The organism is Bacillus sp. FSL M8-0350 (assembly GCF_038593345.1).
GTDB lineage: Bacteria > Bacillota > Bacilli > Bacillales > Bacillaceae > Bacillus > Bacillus safensis.
In genome coordinates, this window is record NZ_CP151985.1 from 3346990 (window position 1) to 3363826 (window position 16837).

The 16837-nt window shown below is 38.9% G+C and carries 11 protein-coding genes; 3 read left to right on the plus strand and 8 right to left on the minus strand.

Annotation, left to right across the window (positions count from 1 at the left end; genetic code table 11):
- Nucleotides 1–30 precede the first annotated feature (30 nt).
- Complete coding sequence (gene wecB / locus NSS80_RS17490) at nucleotides 31–1170, minus strand: UDP-N-acetylglucosamine 2-epimerase (non-hydrolyzing) (RefSeq protein WP_039181859.1); 1140 nt, start codon at nucleotides 1168–1170, stop codon at nucleotides 31–33.
- Nucleotides 1171–1439: 269 nt separating this feature from the next.
- Between wecB and galU the strand changes: the two genes are divergently transcribed.
- A complete protein-coding gene (galU, locus tag NSS80_RS17495; RefSeq protein WP_008343198.1) occupies nucleotides 1440–2321 on the plus strand; it encodes a UTP--glucose-1-phosphate uridylyltransferase GalU in 882 nt (293 codons plus the stop codon).
- A gap of 27 nt (nucleotides 2322–2348) precedes the next feature.
- On the opposite strand, the gene tagH is transcribed toward galU, so the two are convergent.
- The 6 genes from tagH to tagD all read right to left on the minus strand — a co-directional run bounded on the left by tagH (nucleotide 2349) and on the right by tagD (nucleotide 11791).
- Nucleotides 2349–3950 carry a teichoic acids export ABC transporter ATP-binding subunit TagH gene (gene tagH, locus NSS80_RS17500; RefSeq protein WP_046313058.1) on the minus strand — a complete coding sequence of 534 codons (1602 nt, stop codon included), beginning with the start codon at nucleotides 3948–3950 and terminating at the stop codon, nucleotides 2349–2351.
- 19 nt (nucleotides 3951–3969) lie between these two features.
- Nucleotides 3970–4797: an ABC transporter permease gene (locus NSS80_RS17505; RefSeq protein WP_046313057.1), complete on the minus strand. Its 828-nt coding sequence runs from the start codon at nucleotides 4795–4797 to the stop codon at nucleotides 3970–3972.
- A 171-nt stretch (nucleotides 4798–4968) separates the two neighbouring features.
- Nucleotides 4969–7335: a CDP-glycerol glycerophosphotransferase family protein gene (locus NSS80_RS17510; RefSeq protein ID WP_046313055.1), complete on the minus strand. Its 2367-nt coding sequence runs from the start codon at nucleotides 7333–7335 to the stop codon at nucleotides 4969–4971.
- Between the two features lie 183 nt (nucleotides 7336–7518).
- Nucleotides 7519–9789: a CDP-glycerol glycerophosphotransferase family protein gene (locus NSS80_RS17515; protein ID WP_046313053.1), complete on the minus strand. Its 2271-nt coding sequence runs from the start codon at nucleotides 9787–9789 to the stop codon at nucleotides 7519–7521.
- Between the two features lie 48 nt (nucleotides 9790–9837).
- On the minus strand, nucleotides 9838–11304 hold the full coding sequence (locus NSS80_RS17520) for an alpha-glucosyltransferase N-terminal domain-containing protein (RefSeq protein ID WP_046313051.1): 1467 nt from the start codon (nucleotides 11302–11304) through the stop codon (nucleotides 9838–9840).
- A 97-nt stretch (nucleotides 11305–11401) separates the two neighbouring features.
- Nucleotides 11402–11791: a glycerol-3-phosphate cytidylyltransferase gene (tagD, locus tag NSS80_RS17525; protein ID WP_008343212.1), complete on the minus strand. Its 390-nt coding sequence runs from the start codon at nucleotides 11789–11791 to the stop codon at nucleotides 11402–11404.
- Nucleotides 11792–12150: 359 nt separating this feature from the next.
- On the opposite strand from tagD, the gene NSS80_RS17530 reads away from it, so the two are divergent.
- Complete coding sequence (locus tag NSS80_RS17530; RefSeq protein ID WP_046313049.1) at nucleotides 12151–12921, plus strand: WecB/TagA/CpsF family glycosyltransferase; 771 nt, start codon at nucleotides 12151–12153, stop codon at nucleotides 12919–12921.
- A gap of 11 nt (nucleotides 12922–12932) precedes the next feature.
- Nucleotides 12933–14123, plus strand: a complete 1191-nt coding sequence (locus tag NSS80_RS17535) for a CDP-glycerol glycerophosphotransferase family protein (protein WP_080943485.1) — start codon at nucleotides 12933–12935, stop codon at nucleotides 14121–14123.
- A gap of 17 nt (nucleotides 14124–14140) precedes the next feature.
- Here the strand turns inward: NSS80_RS17535 and NSS80_RS17540 are convergent, their stop codons facing one another.
- The gene (locus NSS80_RS17540; protein WP_046313047.1) at nucleotides 14141–16771 is read right to left on the minus strand and encodes an N-acetylglucosaminidase; all 2631 of its coding nucleotides are present in this window, start codon (nucleotides 16769–16771) and stop codon (nucleotides 14141–14143) included.
- Between the last annotated feature and the right edge of the window lie 66 nt (nucleotides 16772–16837).

The window sequence follows — 16837 nt, forward strand, 5'->3', positions numbered from 1 at the left end:
AGAAGACTACAGAAATGTAGTCTTCTTTTTTTATGATTGAAATGGAACTGGTTTTTCTTCACTTAATCCAAAACGATGGAGAAGCTCTTCGACAATTCGTTTTGACGCTTGTCCATCACCATATGGATTAGACGCCTTCGACATGTTGTCGTACTCTTTCTGATCGACTAACAGCTGTTTTGCCATGTTGTAAATGGTCTCTTCATCTGTACCCGCGAGCTTAAGCGTGCCAGCTTTCACACCTTCAGGGCGTTCTGTTGTATCGCGCAGAACTAATACTGGCTTCCCTAGAGAAGGCGCCTCCTCTTGGACACCCCCAGAATCCGTTAATATAAAGTGTGAGGCAGCAGCGAAGTTATGGAAATCAACGACTTCAAGCGGCTCAATTAAGTGCACACGATCAAGATCACTGAATTCTGTTTGAGCCGCATCACGAACAGCAGGGTTTAAATGTACAGGATATACAACCTGAACATCTTCAAACTCTTCTACAATACGTCTAATCGCTCTAAACATGTTTTTCATCGGCTGGCCGAGATTTTCTCTGCGATGAGCCGTTAACAAAATCATTTTATCTGTGCCTATTTTCTCTAAAATAGGGTGTTGATACTGCTCTGTAACCGTTGTTTGCAACGCATCAATCGCAGTATTCCCCGTCACACAAATCGTCTCTTCTTTTTTATTTTCAATTAAAAGATTCTGCTTTGCCTCATTTGTAGGAGCAAAATGAATATCGGCAATCGTACCTGTCATTTGTCGGTTCAATTCCTCAGGGAACGGCGAGTATTTATTGTGTGTTCTTAAACCCGCTTCAACGTGACCGACTGAAATTTGGTGGTAGAATGCGGCCAAGCTTCCTGCAAAGGTTGTTGTTGTGTCTCCATGAACAAGGACAATATCAGGTTTTTCCTCTTGAAATAGTTGATCTAGTTTCAAGAGTGCATTTGATGTGATTTCAGATAATGTCTGGCGCTGCTTCATAATGTTTAAATCATGATCTGGCGTAATAGAAAAAGCCTCAAGGACTTGATCAAGCATTTCTCTATGCTGAGCTGTTACAGTAACAATCGAATTTATCTGTGGATGTTTATTCAGTTCAAGGACAAGTGGTGCCATTTTGATTGCTTCAGGTCTAGTACCGAAAATAGTCATTACATTTAGTTTTTTCACTTGTTTATGCCTCTTTCCTAGTATAGTACTTTCAATTATACACAATTGGGAGGATAAAATTAATGATATAAAAAAAGAAATTTACATTGAATTAACGTTAAATTTCTCTTACCTTTACATTTAACATATAAAATATGAATTATCTAAAAGTCATTTTAGTGAAATCATTTGTCTTTCCTATGATTTGTAAGTTACACTTTAAACAGACGACCAAGAACAAACATTGAAATATGAAATCGGTTATCTATGTAAGGAAGGTGCAAAGTTCATTGAAAAAAGTACGTAAAGCCATTATACCAGCTGCAGGTCTTGGGACACGTTTCCTCCCTGCAACAAAAGCGATGCCTAAAGAAATGCTCCCAATCGTTGATAAACCAACCATTCAATATATTATTGAAGAAGCTGTTGAATCAGGAATTGAAGACATTATTATCGTCACCGGAAAAGGAAAAAGAGCCATTGAGGATCATTTTGATTTTGCACCAGAGTTAGAGCGCAACCTTGAGGAAAAAGGAAAGAGCGAGCTTTTAGAAAAAGTGAGAAAATCCTCTAACATTGCTGACATTCATTACATACGTCAAAAAGAGCCGAAAGGACTTGGACACGCCGTTTGGTGCGCACGTAACTTTATTGGCGATGAGCCTTTTGCTGTTTTATTAGGTGATGACATTGTGCAAGCCGAAACGCCTGGGCTTCGCCAGCTGATGGATGAATACGAAAAAACCCTTTCATCTGTCATCGGTGTTCAGCAAGTAGCAGACAGCGATACGCATCGCTACGGGATCATTGATCCTCTTACACAAGAAGGACGCCGCTACCAAGTCAAAAACTTTGTTGAAAAGCCGCCGCAAGGAACAGCACCATCGAACCTAGCCATCTTAGGGCGCTACATTTTCACGCCAGAGATCTTTATGTACCTCGATCAGCAAGAGATTGGTGCAGGCGGAGAAATTCAACTGACAGATGCCATTCAAAAGCTGAATGACATCCAGCGCGTCTTCGCCTATGATTTCGAAGGAAAACGATACGATGTCGGCGAGAAGCAAGGCTTCATTGAAACGACGCTTGAGTTTGCTCTTCAGGATGAAGAATTGAAAAAGAAACTCATTCCATTTATGAAACAGCTTCTCGAAAAAGAAGAAGTGAATTAAAAAAAGCTGCCGGCATCGGCAGCTTTTTTATTTAATGACTGAAATAGTCAGTGTATGCTGTTCATTATCAATGACAAACAGGTTGTTTTCGCCCTTCACTGCGAATTTTGTTCGTTTCTCATTCATCCAGACATTTTGTTCAGTCAGCCCAAGTGTGGAAGGAGAGATTGGCATAATGCCGCGAAACACAATCGTGTTTGCATGACCATTTTGAATGACATAGTCGGTTTTCTCTGTGGTCAATCGCTCAATCGTATCTCCTTGGTCATTTTTCACTGAACTCAGCGTTTGCATTCTCTGTTTCAGCACAGATTCTTCTTTTCCAAGGAAAGACAGTAAATACTCATACGAACCTGCCGATGCAGGCGATACATAGGAATTAAACTGTCCTGGCCTAATAGATAATGACTTTAATTCCTCTGCATTTTGAAGCGCAGCAGGTTTAACAAAATACGTTTCTGACGCTGTTTTAATTTGAACGGTTTGTTTATTTTCAGCCACAGCCTGTACTTCTAGTCCAAATGGCAAAGTGACATCGGCCTTTTTTTTCATGGCTTGGTCTTTGTAAACCGTAAGTGGATCTGCCGTGACTATCAGCTGTTGATCCACCTTTTTCATATCAGGTGCTCCTTTGGTCTGCGGGTTCTTCGACTGAGGCGCTTCTGTCTTATCTGATGGGATTGCGCCAAATGTCGCCAATGTACGAAGCGGGCGATCTGAAAACATCGATAAGGCTAGCAATAGCGTTAAGACCGCTAAAACTGTCACTTGAAATGCGGGGCCAAACAATGAACGCCGTTTGCCGTTCTCTTGATAACGAGACACCTTTTCTGTCTTCTGTACGCCTTTGCGGCCTTCTTTATGTTTCAATTGATATTCTTTTTTCTCTTTCTTGGAAAGCTTGTTAAACCAGTCAACAAACTCCTTATATTCCTTCACGACCTTTTTCGTATCATCAAACATACGAAGCTCACCATAATGCATCCAAGCCACCCGATCACAGATTTTTTGGATTTGGCTAATGGAGTGACTGACAAAAAAGATCGTCTTTCCTTGTTCCTTGAATTCTGTAATGCGGTCCACACATTTTTGATAGAAGGTTTGGTCTCCAACAGACAGTGCTTCATCAATAATCAGGATATCTGGATCGATATGCGCTGAAATGGCAAAGCCAAGGCGTGATTTCATTCCGCTTGAATAGCTCTTAACCGGCTGGTCAATAAAGTCACCAATATCCGCAAACTCTACGATTTTTTCATAAAGCTCGTCTATCTCTTTATTCGTCAGCCCCATCATTAAGCACTTTAAACGAATGTTGTCTTTTCCGCTTAATTGGTTGTTCAGCCCTGCTGCAATGGCAATTAACGAAGGCTGGCCGTCCATATCAATTTCACCACTTGTCGGTGGAATGATTTTCGCTAGAAGGTTCGACATTGTCGATTTTCCAGACCCGTTAATCCCTACAAAACCAATTGTCTCGCCTTCATAGACATCAAAGGACACATCACGGACAGCAAAAAAACCTTTTTCATTTTTATTAGGAAAAAACAGCCCTTTAATCTTATCTGACTGCTTTTTATATAGGACGTATTGCTTGGATACGTTTCGAAACGAAACCTTTAGTTTCATCGTATAATCTCCTTACTTTTTAAAGAAAATCGACAAATTTATCCCTAAATTTCATATGAAGCAATGAACCGACTGTTAAAAGAAGAAGCGTGATCAGCCAAAAATAAAGTGTATATTTGACATCATGGAAGAACCATTCTCCCTTTAACAAACTATTTCTAAAACCATCAATAATGTAGAAAAGAGGGTTCAGTCTTAAAATATCTCCAATCCACGCCTTATCTCCAGTAAGTTTCTCTGAAATATTCCAAAAAATCGGCAGCAAAAAGAAAAGTAATCGTGTCACGGATTGTAAAAGAAATTGATAGTCTCTCACGAGTACACTAATCGTGGAATTAAACAAACTAAACGAAAACATAAACGCGATCATACAAATAAGATAGTATATATATTGCAGCCAATGCGCGTCAGGGTAGATGCCATAGGAAATCAGCACAATCAGATAGACACCCATCATAACAAAGTAGCTGAACAAGTTGGACATAATCACCACAGACGGCAGCGCACTAATCGGAAAATTCATTTTCGATACCATATTAATGCGTTTAAACACACTGTTTGATCCATCAAGAATGGTCGGACTAATGAAGAACCAAGGGATTAATCCAGCAAGCATCCAGATGATAAATGGAACCTCCACGCCGCCAATGACAATTGGCTGTCCTCCGCGAATACCCATACCAAAAACAAACCAGTAAGCCAGCATTTGAATCAATGGATTTAAAAACTGCCATAAAACACCTAAATAATTCATCTGATATTTTGATTTTGTTTCATAAACAGCAAGTCGCATAATCAGCGGAAATGAGCTGATTTGCTCCTTTAGTATCGTCAACATTGCGTTCATTCTAATCTTCCTTAGATATAAGTTTTTGGGATTACTTTTTTAAAAAGCACCGCTCATAATTGTAACAGATAACGATACACATTTCATCTTATAACAAAAGTCATGCACGTCAAACTAGAAGACAAAAAACCCCTGAATCCTTTCAATCATAGATTCAGGGGGCATAAGACATTAGATAATTTGATGCTCTTTTAAGAAATCTGTAATTCTTTTCGTATTTTGATTATCGTTAAAGCTGTTAATTTTCAAGTATTTTTCTTTATATTCATCTTCCACGACATACTCATTCTCAATCGCATGTTTGACAATACGAATAAGCTCTTGAGTATTATATGCAATCGGTCCTGGTGCATTTTCTTCGTTTACAGGAGGAATCGCTTTATACTGTCTAATCAAGTAATCTTTTTCTTCCCAATAAAAAATAGGGTATGCTCCTCTATATTGTGCATCATAAATAGCAGAAGAGTAATCAGTGATAAACACCTTTGATACTTTTAACGCTTCTGATGGATTATCAGAAATAATATGTTTATACTGAGGCAGGTTTTGATAAACGTACTGAGAAAATTTGTTATGCGGTACAATTAACAGACGATCAAGAAGACCTGCTTCTTCAAAGCTTTTAATGATTTTAATCAGAACTCTATAGTAAGATGTTTCTTCAATTCTATTTGTATATATTAGCCCCTCTTCCCAATAGCGGTAAGTTGGCATAAAGGCGATCTTATCTGCACCGTCTACTAATTTGGCATGATCAAAAGTTGCGAGGCCTGTCAAAATCAAATCCTCACGGTCATATTTCATTTTGTAGAATTCACCAGCCTCTAGTTCAGAACTGATGACTGATTTATAAATATTATATTGGTTCTTGTCTTTATGGAATCCAAAGGCCATTGGATTATCAACTGGTTTCGCAAACATTATTCCATGCTGCAAAAAGACAAGTGGTACGCTCATAATTCTCTCTCTAAGATGATCAATATATAATCTATCGTTCAGAACATGGTTAGATAACTCACTTGAAATAAAATAGCTGGCATTGAAGATACTTAAATAATGTCTCAGACTATATTTCGGAATGATTCCCTTTCCATACTTAGCTTTAAGTGCCGGATAAGCACTTGATTTCTTATTAAGAATAAAGTAATTTCTTGAGTCTGTTTGACAATTCTCTTGTACATAGTCATACACTCTAATAGCGGATTCATCTGCTTTATCACTCTTTTTCTCAAAAAACAAATTCACACGATAATTCTTGTCTTTATAGAATGATGATAAGATACTCGCTATTTTTATTTTTACTTTACTAAATAAAGAATATTCCTGTGAATAAGGAATAATGGTAGATGTCACATTTCCAAATAGATTTGTTCTTAGTACTTGAAGCTTGTCCCCATTCTTTTTCGTGATATATGTTTTCACCTTTTTATCTCTTTTTTTCAGCCTTAAACTATGGATAATTCGGTTATCATTTCCAACGAATAAGTTATTATGGATTCTGCTGTCTAAGTCAAGATCATTTAACGAAATTTTAAAGAAACCATATCTTTTTAAGAATTTGATCTTTCTAAATGGCCTTATAAATTTCGCCACCTGATGATCAGAATTTCTAATGTACAGATATTCATACTTTTGGTCTGAATTATACGCGTAATGTGTCAGTCTTCCATAAACATAAAAGCTATTAAACAAACTAAAAATACGTAGTCTTGATGTATGTTTTGTAACAAGATAAGGGTTTCCTCTTACTAAGTAAACACCATTCGTTCTTACATATATGTAATACCTTTGTTTATTAATCACCAAAATATTGAGGATGTTATCTTCTTTGAATTGCTCTAATGTATCTTTACCAAAAACTTTGAGCGGCTGATATCTAGGAACAAGTCTAAAGTTGACGATTTTCTTTTGCTCAGTCACCTTATTTAAAATTTTGATTTGATTACGATTATTCACAGTCACTTCAATATCTTTATGTTCCTGCATCACATCAAACAAAATTTTCCTTACATTTAGTTCTTTATTTTGGCAATCATACGTAACAACAAAGTTGAAGGGAATATATTGGATAAAGGAGATGTCTACAAATCTTCTTTCTGCCCCGTGAATCTTCAAATCCATTTTATAATTCCGATTGATCTCATCAACGTTCAGAAGCCCTGAGAATAATAATAGTTCCTCTTCGCCTCTATATAAGCCATAGCGGTCTAACCCTAATTGTTTGACATATATATCTTCAAATTGATTGTTAATGTCAATAGGATGTATTTGATTTGGTTGAAGAATGTCAGAACTTTCTTTGACAATATACAAGTTCTGATCCTTAGAATAAAGATAGATCATTTCATTAGAATGATCTATTGAAGATTCAAAAATCATCTGATCCTTTACATCAATTTCACAAATCCTCTTTGATTCGTTTACAATTAGCTCTTTAAATTCAAAAGTACATAACTTCTCTATGTCATCAATATATAACACTAGCTTTTGTTCATCTAAATTAAGAATTTCAATAAAATTATGATAAAGTTTGTACATTGAAGCACCTCTATATTATTTTCAGCATTTTTACAGTACCGGATAATCTTATCTAAATTTAGCATGTTTACTGTTAAATTTCTATGTTTTTTTATTTTTACCATTACATTTAAATATGTGTACAATGGAATAAAAAAAACAAAAAAGTACCGTTCTACTAAGCGAAGAACGGTACTTTTTAAACTATTTTTCAGAAAACACTACTTCCACGACACGCTTCGAAGATTCTCCAGTCTCTAAGTAACAGAATTTCTCATAAAACGGTGCAAATGATTCTGGTAGTGTAAAGTCTGGCTGTTCTGTTTCTCTCACCCAGTCAATGACACTTGCTGTTTCTTTCACAAGTGGTCCAGGTGCTTCTTGTTCAAAGTCGAAGTAGAAGCCTCTGAGCTTGTCACGATATGTTTCAATGTCTGGCACATAGAACAGCATCGGACGTTTGAGGTTTGCATAATCAAAGAACACAGATGAGTAATCTGTGATGAGCAGATCTGAAATCATATAAAGGTCTCTAATGTCTTCGTAATGAGAGAAGTCATAGGCAAAGCCTTCATACGGCCCTAAATCAAAGTTTTCAGCAACTAGATAGTGCATACGCAGAATGATGATATATTCATCTCCGATTGCAGCTCTGAGTTCATGCAGATCAAGGTCTAAATCAAATTTGTACTGCCCTTTTTTATAAAATTGATCGTCTCTCCATGTCGGTGCATATAAGATCAATTTTTTATCGAGCGGCAGGTTCATTTTTTGTTTCAGTGCTCTCATCGTTTCTTCATTGTTTTGATTGTGAAGAAAGTCATTTCTCGGATATCCTGACTCAATCATGGTCTTTTGGAATTGGAACGCACGTGTAAAGATTTCAGTCGAGTAGGCATTTGGAGAAATGAGATAATCCCAATTCGATGCTTCTTTTGTGAAATTCTTTTTGTATTTCTTCGTGTTTGTTCCAGGCATATGCACCTCGTCCATGTCCATTGCCAGCCGTTTTAACGGCGTACCATGCCAAGTCTGCAAGTATGTTGTGTGATCTGGCTTTGGAACCCATAGCGGCAAACGGCTGTTTACGACCCAATACTCGGCTCTTGCCATCGCAAAGATCCATTTCAATGACAGACGATTGATATAGTAGATGCCTTTTTCCTTAAACGGTGCTTCATGACCCTTTTTAACGCTCCAGATCAGCGTATATTCAGGATGATGTTCTTTCATATACTCATAAATCCCACGCGGGTTACAACTAAATTGTTTTCCATTAAAGCTTTCAAAAACAACCGTTTTCTTTTTCACAGACAGCTTACTCGCCAGTTTAAAGGTCGTTTTAAACGTTCTTGTCACAAGGCGGTTACGGACTTTTTTGATTTTACTGATCTTCTTTTTGAATTTCTTCCACTTGCTTTTGACGTAATACTTGGCACGTGTTTTCATTGTGTAATCATTAATACGGATGCCAAGCGTTTGTCTTTTTTTCTTTCGGTACACTTCATATCGAATCGGTACATCGTTTCGTTTATGAATTTGAACAAGTCCTTTGAGTTTGTTCGAGCGGTCTCCAAGCACTAAAGAAGTGGTTGTTAATGTTTCCTCTGCTCCGTTTACATCGCAGATAAATTCAAGATAGAAGCGATATACAAAGCGTTTGTTTAATGAATAGGTCAATTCCTCCAAAGGGACTTCTGCTAAAAATTGATAAAGCTGTGGTACATGTTGATCATCACGGTATTCGATCACTTCGTCTTTTATATGGGTGATATTGACCGGAAAACGATGTTCAATTGGTTCTTCACCATTTTTCTTCAATAGAAGCTTTGCTTCTTTGATCTCATACGGATGTTCTGCACTTAGTATACCTGCATACCCGGATAAAGATAACATACACCCTTTGTTGAGCTCGATATGATTGAATTTCACAACCTTTAGCTCACGCTTGATTTTCAAAGAAGCATTCCCTTTGTCTGTACGGTATGGAATGATACACAGCATGGCGTCTTTATTTTCTAAAAAAGTCAGCTCAGGCTTTTCTATTTCCATTTTTAAGCGGCGTTTATAGTTTGACGTTTTCTCTTCAAATTCAATATCTGTATTGATATCCGCTTCTTTTACTTCTTCTTCCTCTTCTTCGGAATCAGAATCATAAGCTGAGTCCTCAAGCTCGTCCTCATCCTCTTCTTTGTTTGTGCTCAAATAGTCCGTGACATACAAGTTATATGTCTGGCCTTGCTCTAACGCAAGCGGCAGCGATGCTTCATTCAATACCAATTTGAATAGATTCTCTTCTTGATGAACAAGCGGAAGGAAAAGTTCTTGTTTCGAAACTCTCTCCCTCATAAACAAATAAAATTCTCTATCTGTTAATGGCATGTCATCGTTGATGCGAATCAGCATTTCTAGTTTCTCATGGTGATTTTTTAACCCTTCAACGACACTCTTCTTATGAATTCCCTCTTCAATCATTAATCGTTAATCTCCTCTGTTCAGAAATCTTACCGTTGTGTTATATCACTATTTTACTTTCCATGAATAGTTTCCTTGTTTCGTTTGATATGACCATCCATCGATCGATGATGGTTTATTCGTAAGCAGCTCACCTTCTATTTCTAGACGCTGCAAAACCTCTTGAAGTTCTTCTGTTTTAAAACGAATGTAAAAATCCACAAATTTCGTTTGGTTGATTTCAATGTTTTTCTTTGTTTGAAAATGGCCGATTGGGAAGCTGACTTGATGGTTCTCATCGATTGTTTGAGAGATGATTTCAGCTCCATTCACTCGATCATATCCTGCGAAATCAATTTGCACATGATCCGCATGACTCATTTCATCTTTTAACTCAAGTTGAAGGTGAAGAACATGATGCTCAGAGCTTAGATCACGCAAGACCCATTTCATGCTGTCAACGATCCCTCTCAGTTCATCTTTATGCTCACGATTTTCGAGCATATGATGAATCGCCGTATTCCAAACAGTCTCTTCGTCAGAAGGAACAAGATAAAAATAGGCTTGTTCTCCCAATAATTTTTCGACATCTTCTTTATGTTTAGTATCCCCAAAAAAGACAGCATCCACTTGCTGCTTTCTTATTTGTTTAAATAATTCTCCATATTGAGAATTGACTTGATGCAGATCTTTTTCATAATGTGCGTGATGCACAAATGCAGCGTAATAGGTTGTTTCAGGCTGATCGATTTTAAACAGGTGGCGGTCTTGATCACGGTCCTCTGTGATCATCAGTTTCAAACGGTCATTTTGTGATTGAATGCTGGATAGCCATAATTGTTTAATATCCGTCTTCTTTGTAAATGTTTGAATTCCTGTTTTTTTATACCAATTAATATGCCGAACTGGATTCTTTTTTGCATCACCAGGATAAATGATCTCCATATAGATGCTGCCGTCGTCATTGATTAATTCCTCTAAGTATAGAGCACCTGAATGTGGAACAAAGCTTTGTACTCTGCACAAAATGCCCTGCCAATTGTATTCTTCCCTCTTCACTAATTGCTGCTCTTCATTATATTGATCAATATAACAAATGGGAGAAGAAGGCAATTCATATCTCGTCACTTGAATCGTGGATGCACCTTCTGGAAAAGTAGCTTCATTGATCTGATGTGATGATTCACCGGCAATAAATTCTGAGTAACGTCTTTTACTTCCGCTTTCCGGTAAGATATAGTGTTCAAATACATTCAAGATGTCCACTTGGTTAGGAAATGTCTCCTCCAAGCTGTGAATACGTTCTTTCACATTTGCATCGTAATTTAAAGTTAAAACTGCAGTACGTTTATGCTGATCAGCCAAAGGCTTAATTCTTGCCTTTAAAGATTTCGTTAAGCTCTCATCCTGTTTTGGCACATCACCCATAATAAAGTAATAATCCATATCAGGCACGTCCATTGATGCCATTGTTTCATGTTGTTCAGATTGATCCAATGTGTCTTCAACTTTTTTCTTCATCCAATTTTGAAACAAAGGAAGCTCTCCTTAAAAATAATGATGACTTGCTCATTGTATTTTACATGAAAAAGTACTTCTCACCAAAAGATAAGAAGTACTTTTTTTCGATCTATTAAAGTCCCGCAATTTCTTCCTTAATTTGTGTTGTCGAGATGCCTTCTGTTCTCTTCAAGTATACGACTTCGCAATGTTCTTTTAAGAAATCGAATTTACCTTCCCAGTCATCTCCCATGACAAACACATCGATATCGTGCTCTTGCACGTCACGGACTTTTTGATCCCAGCTGTTTTCTGGAATGACTTCGTCTACATAACGAATGGTTTCAAGAATCAGCTTTCTATGCTCGTAGCTGTGATAAGCTTTTTTAGATTTTTGTAAGTTAAACTCGTCTGTAGAGATGGCCACCACTAAGTAATCTCCGAGCTGCTTTGCACGTTCTAGCAGCTTAATGTGCCCCCAGTGTAATAAATCAAATGTACCGTAAGTAATAACTTTCTTCATTGCAAACATAAACTCCTTTCTTCAATCCTTATTCGACTGCATTCGTGCAGTAATTTATCCGTAATTCTGTGATATTCGATTCGCTCTTCGGAACCTCATTATATCACAGCGCCCACCAAACGTTAAGCGGATGTAAAGACAAACTATTTCCAATTTATTGGGCGCAGGAGGAAAAGTCCGAGGAATCAATGTTTCACAAAGGATCGTCGAGATGAAATGATGAAAATGTCATGAAATTTAAAGGTTTGTAAAGTTATTGTTAATATTTCATGGAGCATCTGTGATAAAATGATGAATAGGCGAAGAATGAATTTACAATGAACGTTCATAGATAACAAGTTAAAAAGGAGGTCTAAACAATGCAAACAGAAGTGGTCTCTAACCTTTCTTATGTAAACGGCGACTTAGATGAATTTATCAGCTATATGAACCAGCATCATATTTCTCAGAGAAGAGGCGCCATGATTGCGACTGTCAATCCAGAGATAGGCTATGCCGTCATGAAGGATCATGCGTACCATCAAGTCGTCTCATCTGCGGATTATGTACTGCCGGATGGCGTAGGCGTCGTATTGATGTCCCGCCTGACCCAAAGTCCGCTTAAGTCAAGAATTGCCGGCTTTGATGTCTTCATGTCTATGCTTGACCTAGCAAACAAGCAGTCTAAAAGAATCTTTTTATATGGTGCAAAAAAAGAAGTGCTTGAGGCTGTGAAACAGCGAATTGATACGGAATATCCAAATGTGGTCCTCGCTGGAAGCTGTGACGGCTATCAAGCCGATAAACGTTTCGTAGCGAAGCAAATCGCGCGCTCGAAACCTGATATGGTGTTCGTTGCATTAGGTTATCCAAATCAAGAGAACTTTATTTACGAATACCGCCATTTATTCCCGCAGGCTGTTTGCATCGGTTTAGGCGGAAGCTTTGATGTATTTAGCGGAACGGTGAAGCGTGCACCACGCTGGATGATTAAGACAAATACAGAATGGCTGTACAGATTGATTGTGAATCCATGGAGATGGAAACGAATGCTCAATATTCCTAAGTACGCTTTTGCCGTATTGAAAGAAAGCAAAGGAAAAAAACGTTACTATCCTGAGCAGGTAAAGGATCAGACGAAGCAGCTGTGAGAGACTGATAAATGATGAATATACGCTCAATGATGATTTCATGTTACGCAGCTTTTATTTCTTTCATTGGATGGCTGATGAGCGGCGTGAAACCTCGTGAAAACCAGGTGACGCTGCTTGTTTCATTCCAAGAGAATGCGGCTGCTCTCATTCATACTTATCAACAACAGGCGAACATGACAATGAAGCTCACTATCCTCTATACGAAGCATGCTTCTGCGATAGAAAAGGACGGGCCTCATCTGTCATTTCGCTATTTTCATGAAAAAAATCCTCTCCATCTCATTCAATGTATATATACGATGTTTAAAAGCAAGGTTGTCGTGACGGATAATTACTTTCTCATGACGAGTGTGCTAAGAAAACGGCCTTCTACAACTTGTATTCAAGTTTGGCATGCCAATGGGGCTTTGAAAAAGTTCGGGCTTGAAGATGCTTCAAATTCTGACCGGAGTCCACGTGATATCAAACGCTTCAAACGCGTTTATGCGTCTTTCGATTACATCGTGACAGGCTCAGATCACATGCGTGAGATTTTCAAGACCTCGTTTGGGGTCAAAGATGAACGCTTTTTACCAACTGGTGTACCAATGACGGATGTGTACTATGAACAGCACCAGCCTTCCTTGAAGCTGAATGATGTTCCAAAAGGGAAAAAGATCCTACTCTATGCACCGACCTATCGAGACTTTGCAATGGACGGTCTTGTGCTGCCTTTTTCAAAAGAGCAGCTGCAAACTGAGCTGAATGGCGATTACATTCTGCTCATCAAGCTTCATCCTGCGGTCAAACATTTAGCGAAAGCAGAAACAGACGGTGAATGGATATTTGATGTGTCCGATCAGCCGCTCTATCCATTGCTTTGTGCTTGTGATGTCTTGGTGACAGATTATTCGTCCATTGTGTTTGAGTATGCACTGCTCGAAAAGCCTGTCTTGTTCTTCACTTATGACTTAGACACTTATCGGGAGAAACGCGGCTTAGTCGACCGGTATGAAGACATCATTCCTGGTAAGGCTTGCGTCACTCAAGACATGCTCTTGCAGGAGCTTTTGCACCTAAACGCATTAAACAATAAAGAACGAATCAAAACCTTTGCTGAGGAATGGAACCAATATTCAAAGGGACAATCAAGTCAGCAGCTCCTCTCATTTATTGAACAGCAGCTGCTCCTACACAAAAAACGTCCGGCTTCTCATTAGGAAGCACGGACGTTTTTTTATTTGTTATACACCGGGATATCGTAATACAGCGTATAGTCATCAAGCAGGTTATACAAACTATACATGCGAGTGACTTGCTTAGAAGCCCAGCCAATATCTGTTGCATATTGATGAGTCGCTGCAGCCGACCAGCGCATTTTATAAATTGTATCTTGCTTGTATGTGGCATTATTGATATAGCTGTTGCCAATGAATTTTGCTCCGCCAATAATGGCAGCCTCTGGCGTGAACCATTGCTGTTCATACGCATACTTTGCACCAAGATAATTCGGATTGCTGTCATATGCGCCAATGCCATACATGTTATAAACTTTCTTTCCATTATACATTGTGCCATTCGCTAAAATGGAACTTCCGTTACCCGTTTCAAGCAACGCATGAGAAATAAGATAAATTTCGTTGATATGATACGTTTTTGCTGCTGTAATAAAGGCCTGTCCTTTACCCGCAAGAATCCCTTTTCCTGCTAAAATCTTTGAATTGACCTCTGCTGGATTGAGATTCGCAGCTTCAGAGAGTTTCAGAAATTGAAAATAAGATTGCGTGCCTTCTGCAATATTAGCTGGATCTACATATTTTTGCACCTCTGCTGCACTTGCATTTCTCCAGCCGAGGTTGATCCTGATCCAGTTCCCTTCTTTCCCAAGCTGTTTCACTTTTGCTCCTTTATTGAGCTGTGCCACAATGTTGCTTGCAGAGCTCGAATCAGGTGTAGAACGGACATTTAAGCCATCCGTATTCACTGTCGATGTTGCTTGGTCTACATATGCTGCATAGACATAGGCCGCACCATCTGTCTGTGGCGACACCTTCATTTGTTTGTTGACCATCTCATTGACAGTAAGGTTGTAGTTCGTTTGCATAACCATTGGGCCATTTTTAATTTTTACGGCTGTGGCGGTCCAGCCATATTGGCTTTTCACAAAAGCAATGGCTTCATTTACAGTTGGTAATCCTGTAAATTGCTGCGTAATGTTGATTTTGTAAGCTGGTTTCGTTGTGGTTGTATACGCAGCGGTTTCATTCCGTTTTTTGAAAAATGCCATACCTTGATCACGCAGTGCAGCGGTTGAGATGGCACCTGTTTTGATCTGATATTGAGCATAATCGGCTGCGCCTGTTTTTTGAGCAGCGGCCTTCATTTTTTGTTTCGTCAAATAGCTGAGTGCTTGATTCAGTTTTGTCTGATTCACTGTCGGCTCTGTCGTGATACGGTATTGATTGACCGCTTCTGTCAGCGTTTTTGTACTGCTGGCAACGCCATTTTTCTTGATAATCTCTTGAGCCTGCTTCACTTTACTTTGTTCATATACAGGTGTTGTCTTGAGACTATACGTTTTGCTGACAGCCTGTCCCTTACTTGTGGTTATGCTGCTTGTCAGCTGCTGCGTTTTTAAGTAGGCGGCCCCTTTATTCACTTTCGCTTGGTCCACTGCTTGATTGACGACGAGTCGATACGTGCTGTCTGATACCTTGCCAGTTTTTTTCGTTGTCGCAGATACTTTTTTCTTTTGGAAGAAAGCCGCTGCTTTTTTGACTTGGTCATCTCCTAAAAGGTTTCCCGTCACGACTTGATATGGCTGTGTAGAAGAAATCTTTTTGGACGTGTAGCGCCATTTCTTTTTCTTGAAAAAGGCTACCGTTTTGGCGTAAGCTGTATCGTTCAGTTGATTGAGCTTCACGATATAATTTTTTGTTTTTCCCACGCGCTGCACAGTACCTGCAGCACCGGTTTGTTTCTTAATCTGAGCTGCAGCTGAAGCTGCTTGTTTGTTGTCTTTAAAATAGCCTGATTCCAAGCTGTAGACATTTTTTAAAGCACCTGTCTTTTGAATCTTCCCGCTGATCTTTGCTTCCTTTTGCAGTTGAGTAAGAAGCGTCTGTGCTTTCGACTGGTTCGCTTGTGCAGCGGATGTGACGATGTAATACGGCTTACCTGCTGTCACCGTTTGAAGCACTGCTGTTAAGCCGGATGCCTTTTGAAAGCCTTGCAGAATGGTATTCGCCTTACTTTGTCCAACAATACCGCTTGAAATCAGCTGATACACAGTGCCAGCTTTCGTTTCGGTTTGGTATGTACTGGTGACGCCTGCCTGCTTTTGCAGCTCGGTTTGAATATTTTTCACTTTCGTTTCAGAATCAATGGCTCCTGATATGACCTGATAAGAAGGTTTGCTTTGATTGATGACTTCATAGGAGCTATTGAGCCCTGATGTTTTCGTTAGTTCGAGTGAAAGCTTTTTCGCCTGACTTTCATCATTAACTGGATCAGATACGACCTTTTGTAAAGGAAGGCGGTCACCTACTGGAGACACCGTACCGCTCATGCCTACTTCTTTTTTTAATGCAGCTGCACTTGCATTCGCTGCTGCTTGCGAATCATATCCTGAAGCAGTGAGCTGATAGGTCGACGTATTTCCTGAGGTTTGATAAGTGGCTGTCCACTTTTTGTCTTTCTTCAGTGTTTCCACTGCTTTTTTCACTTCTGCTTCTGTTGTAAATACTTTTGAGGTGTTCATCGTATAAATGGATTGATCGACATAGGAGGCTGCTTGCGCTTCTTTACCCGTGTGTAATGTCATACCAAAGGCAGCTGCGAGTAACATAATCTTGATGGTTTTTTTCACGTTCCCTGTCCCTCTCTTAACTTTGCATAATAGTCTACTAATCTCTTTATCGACAAAAACAAGTAC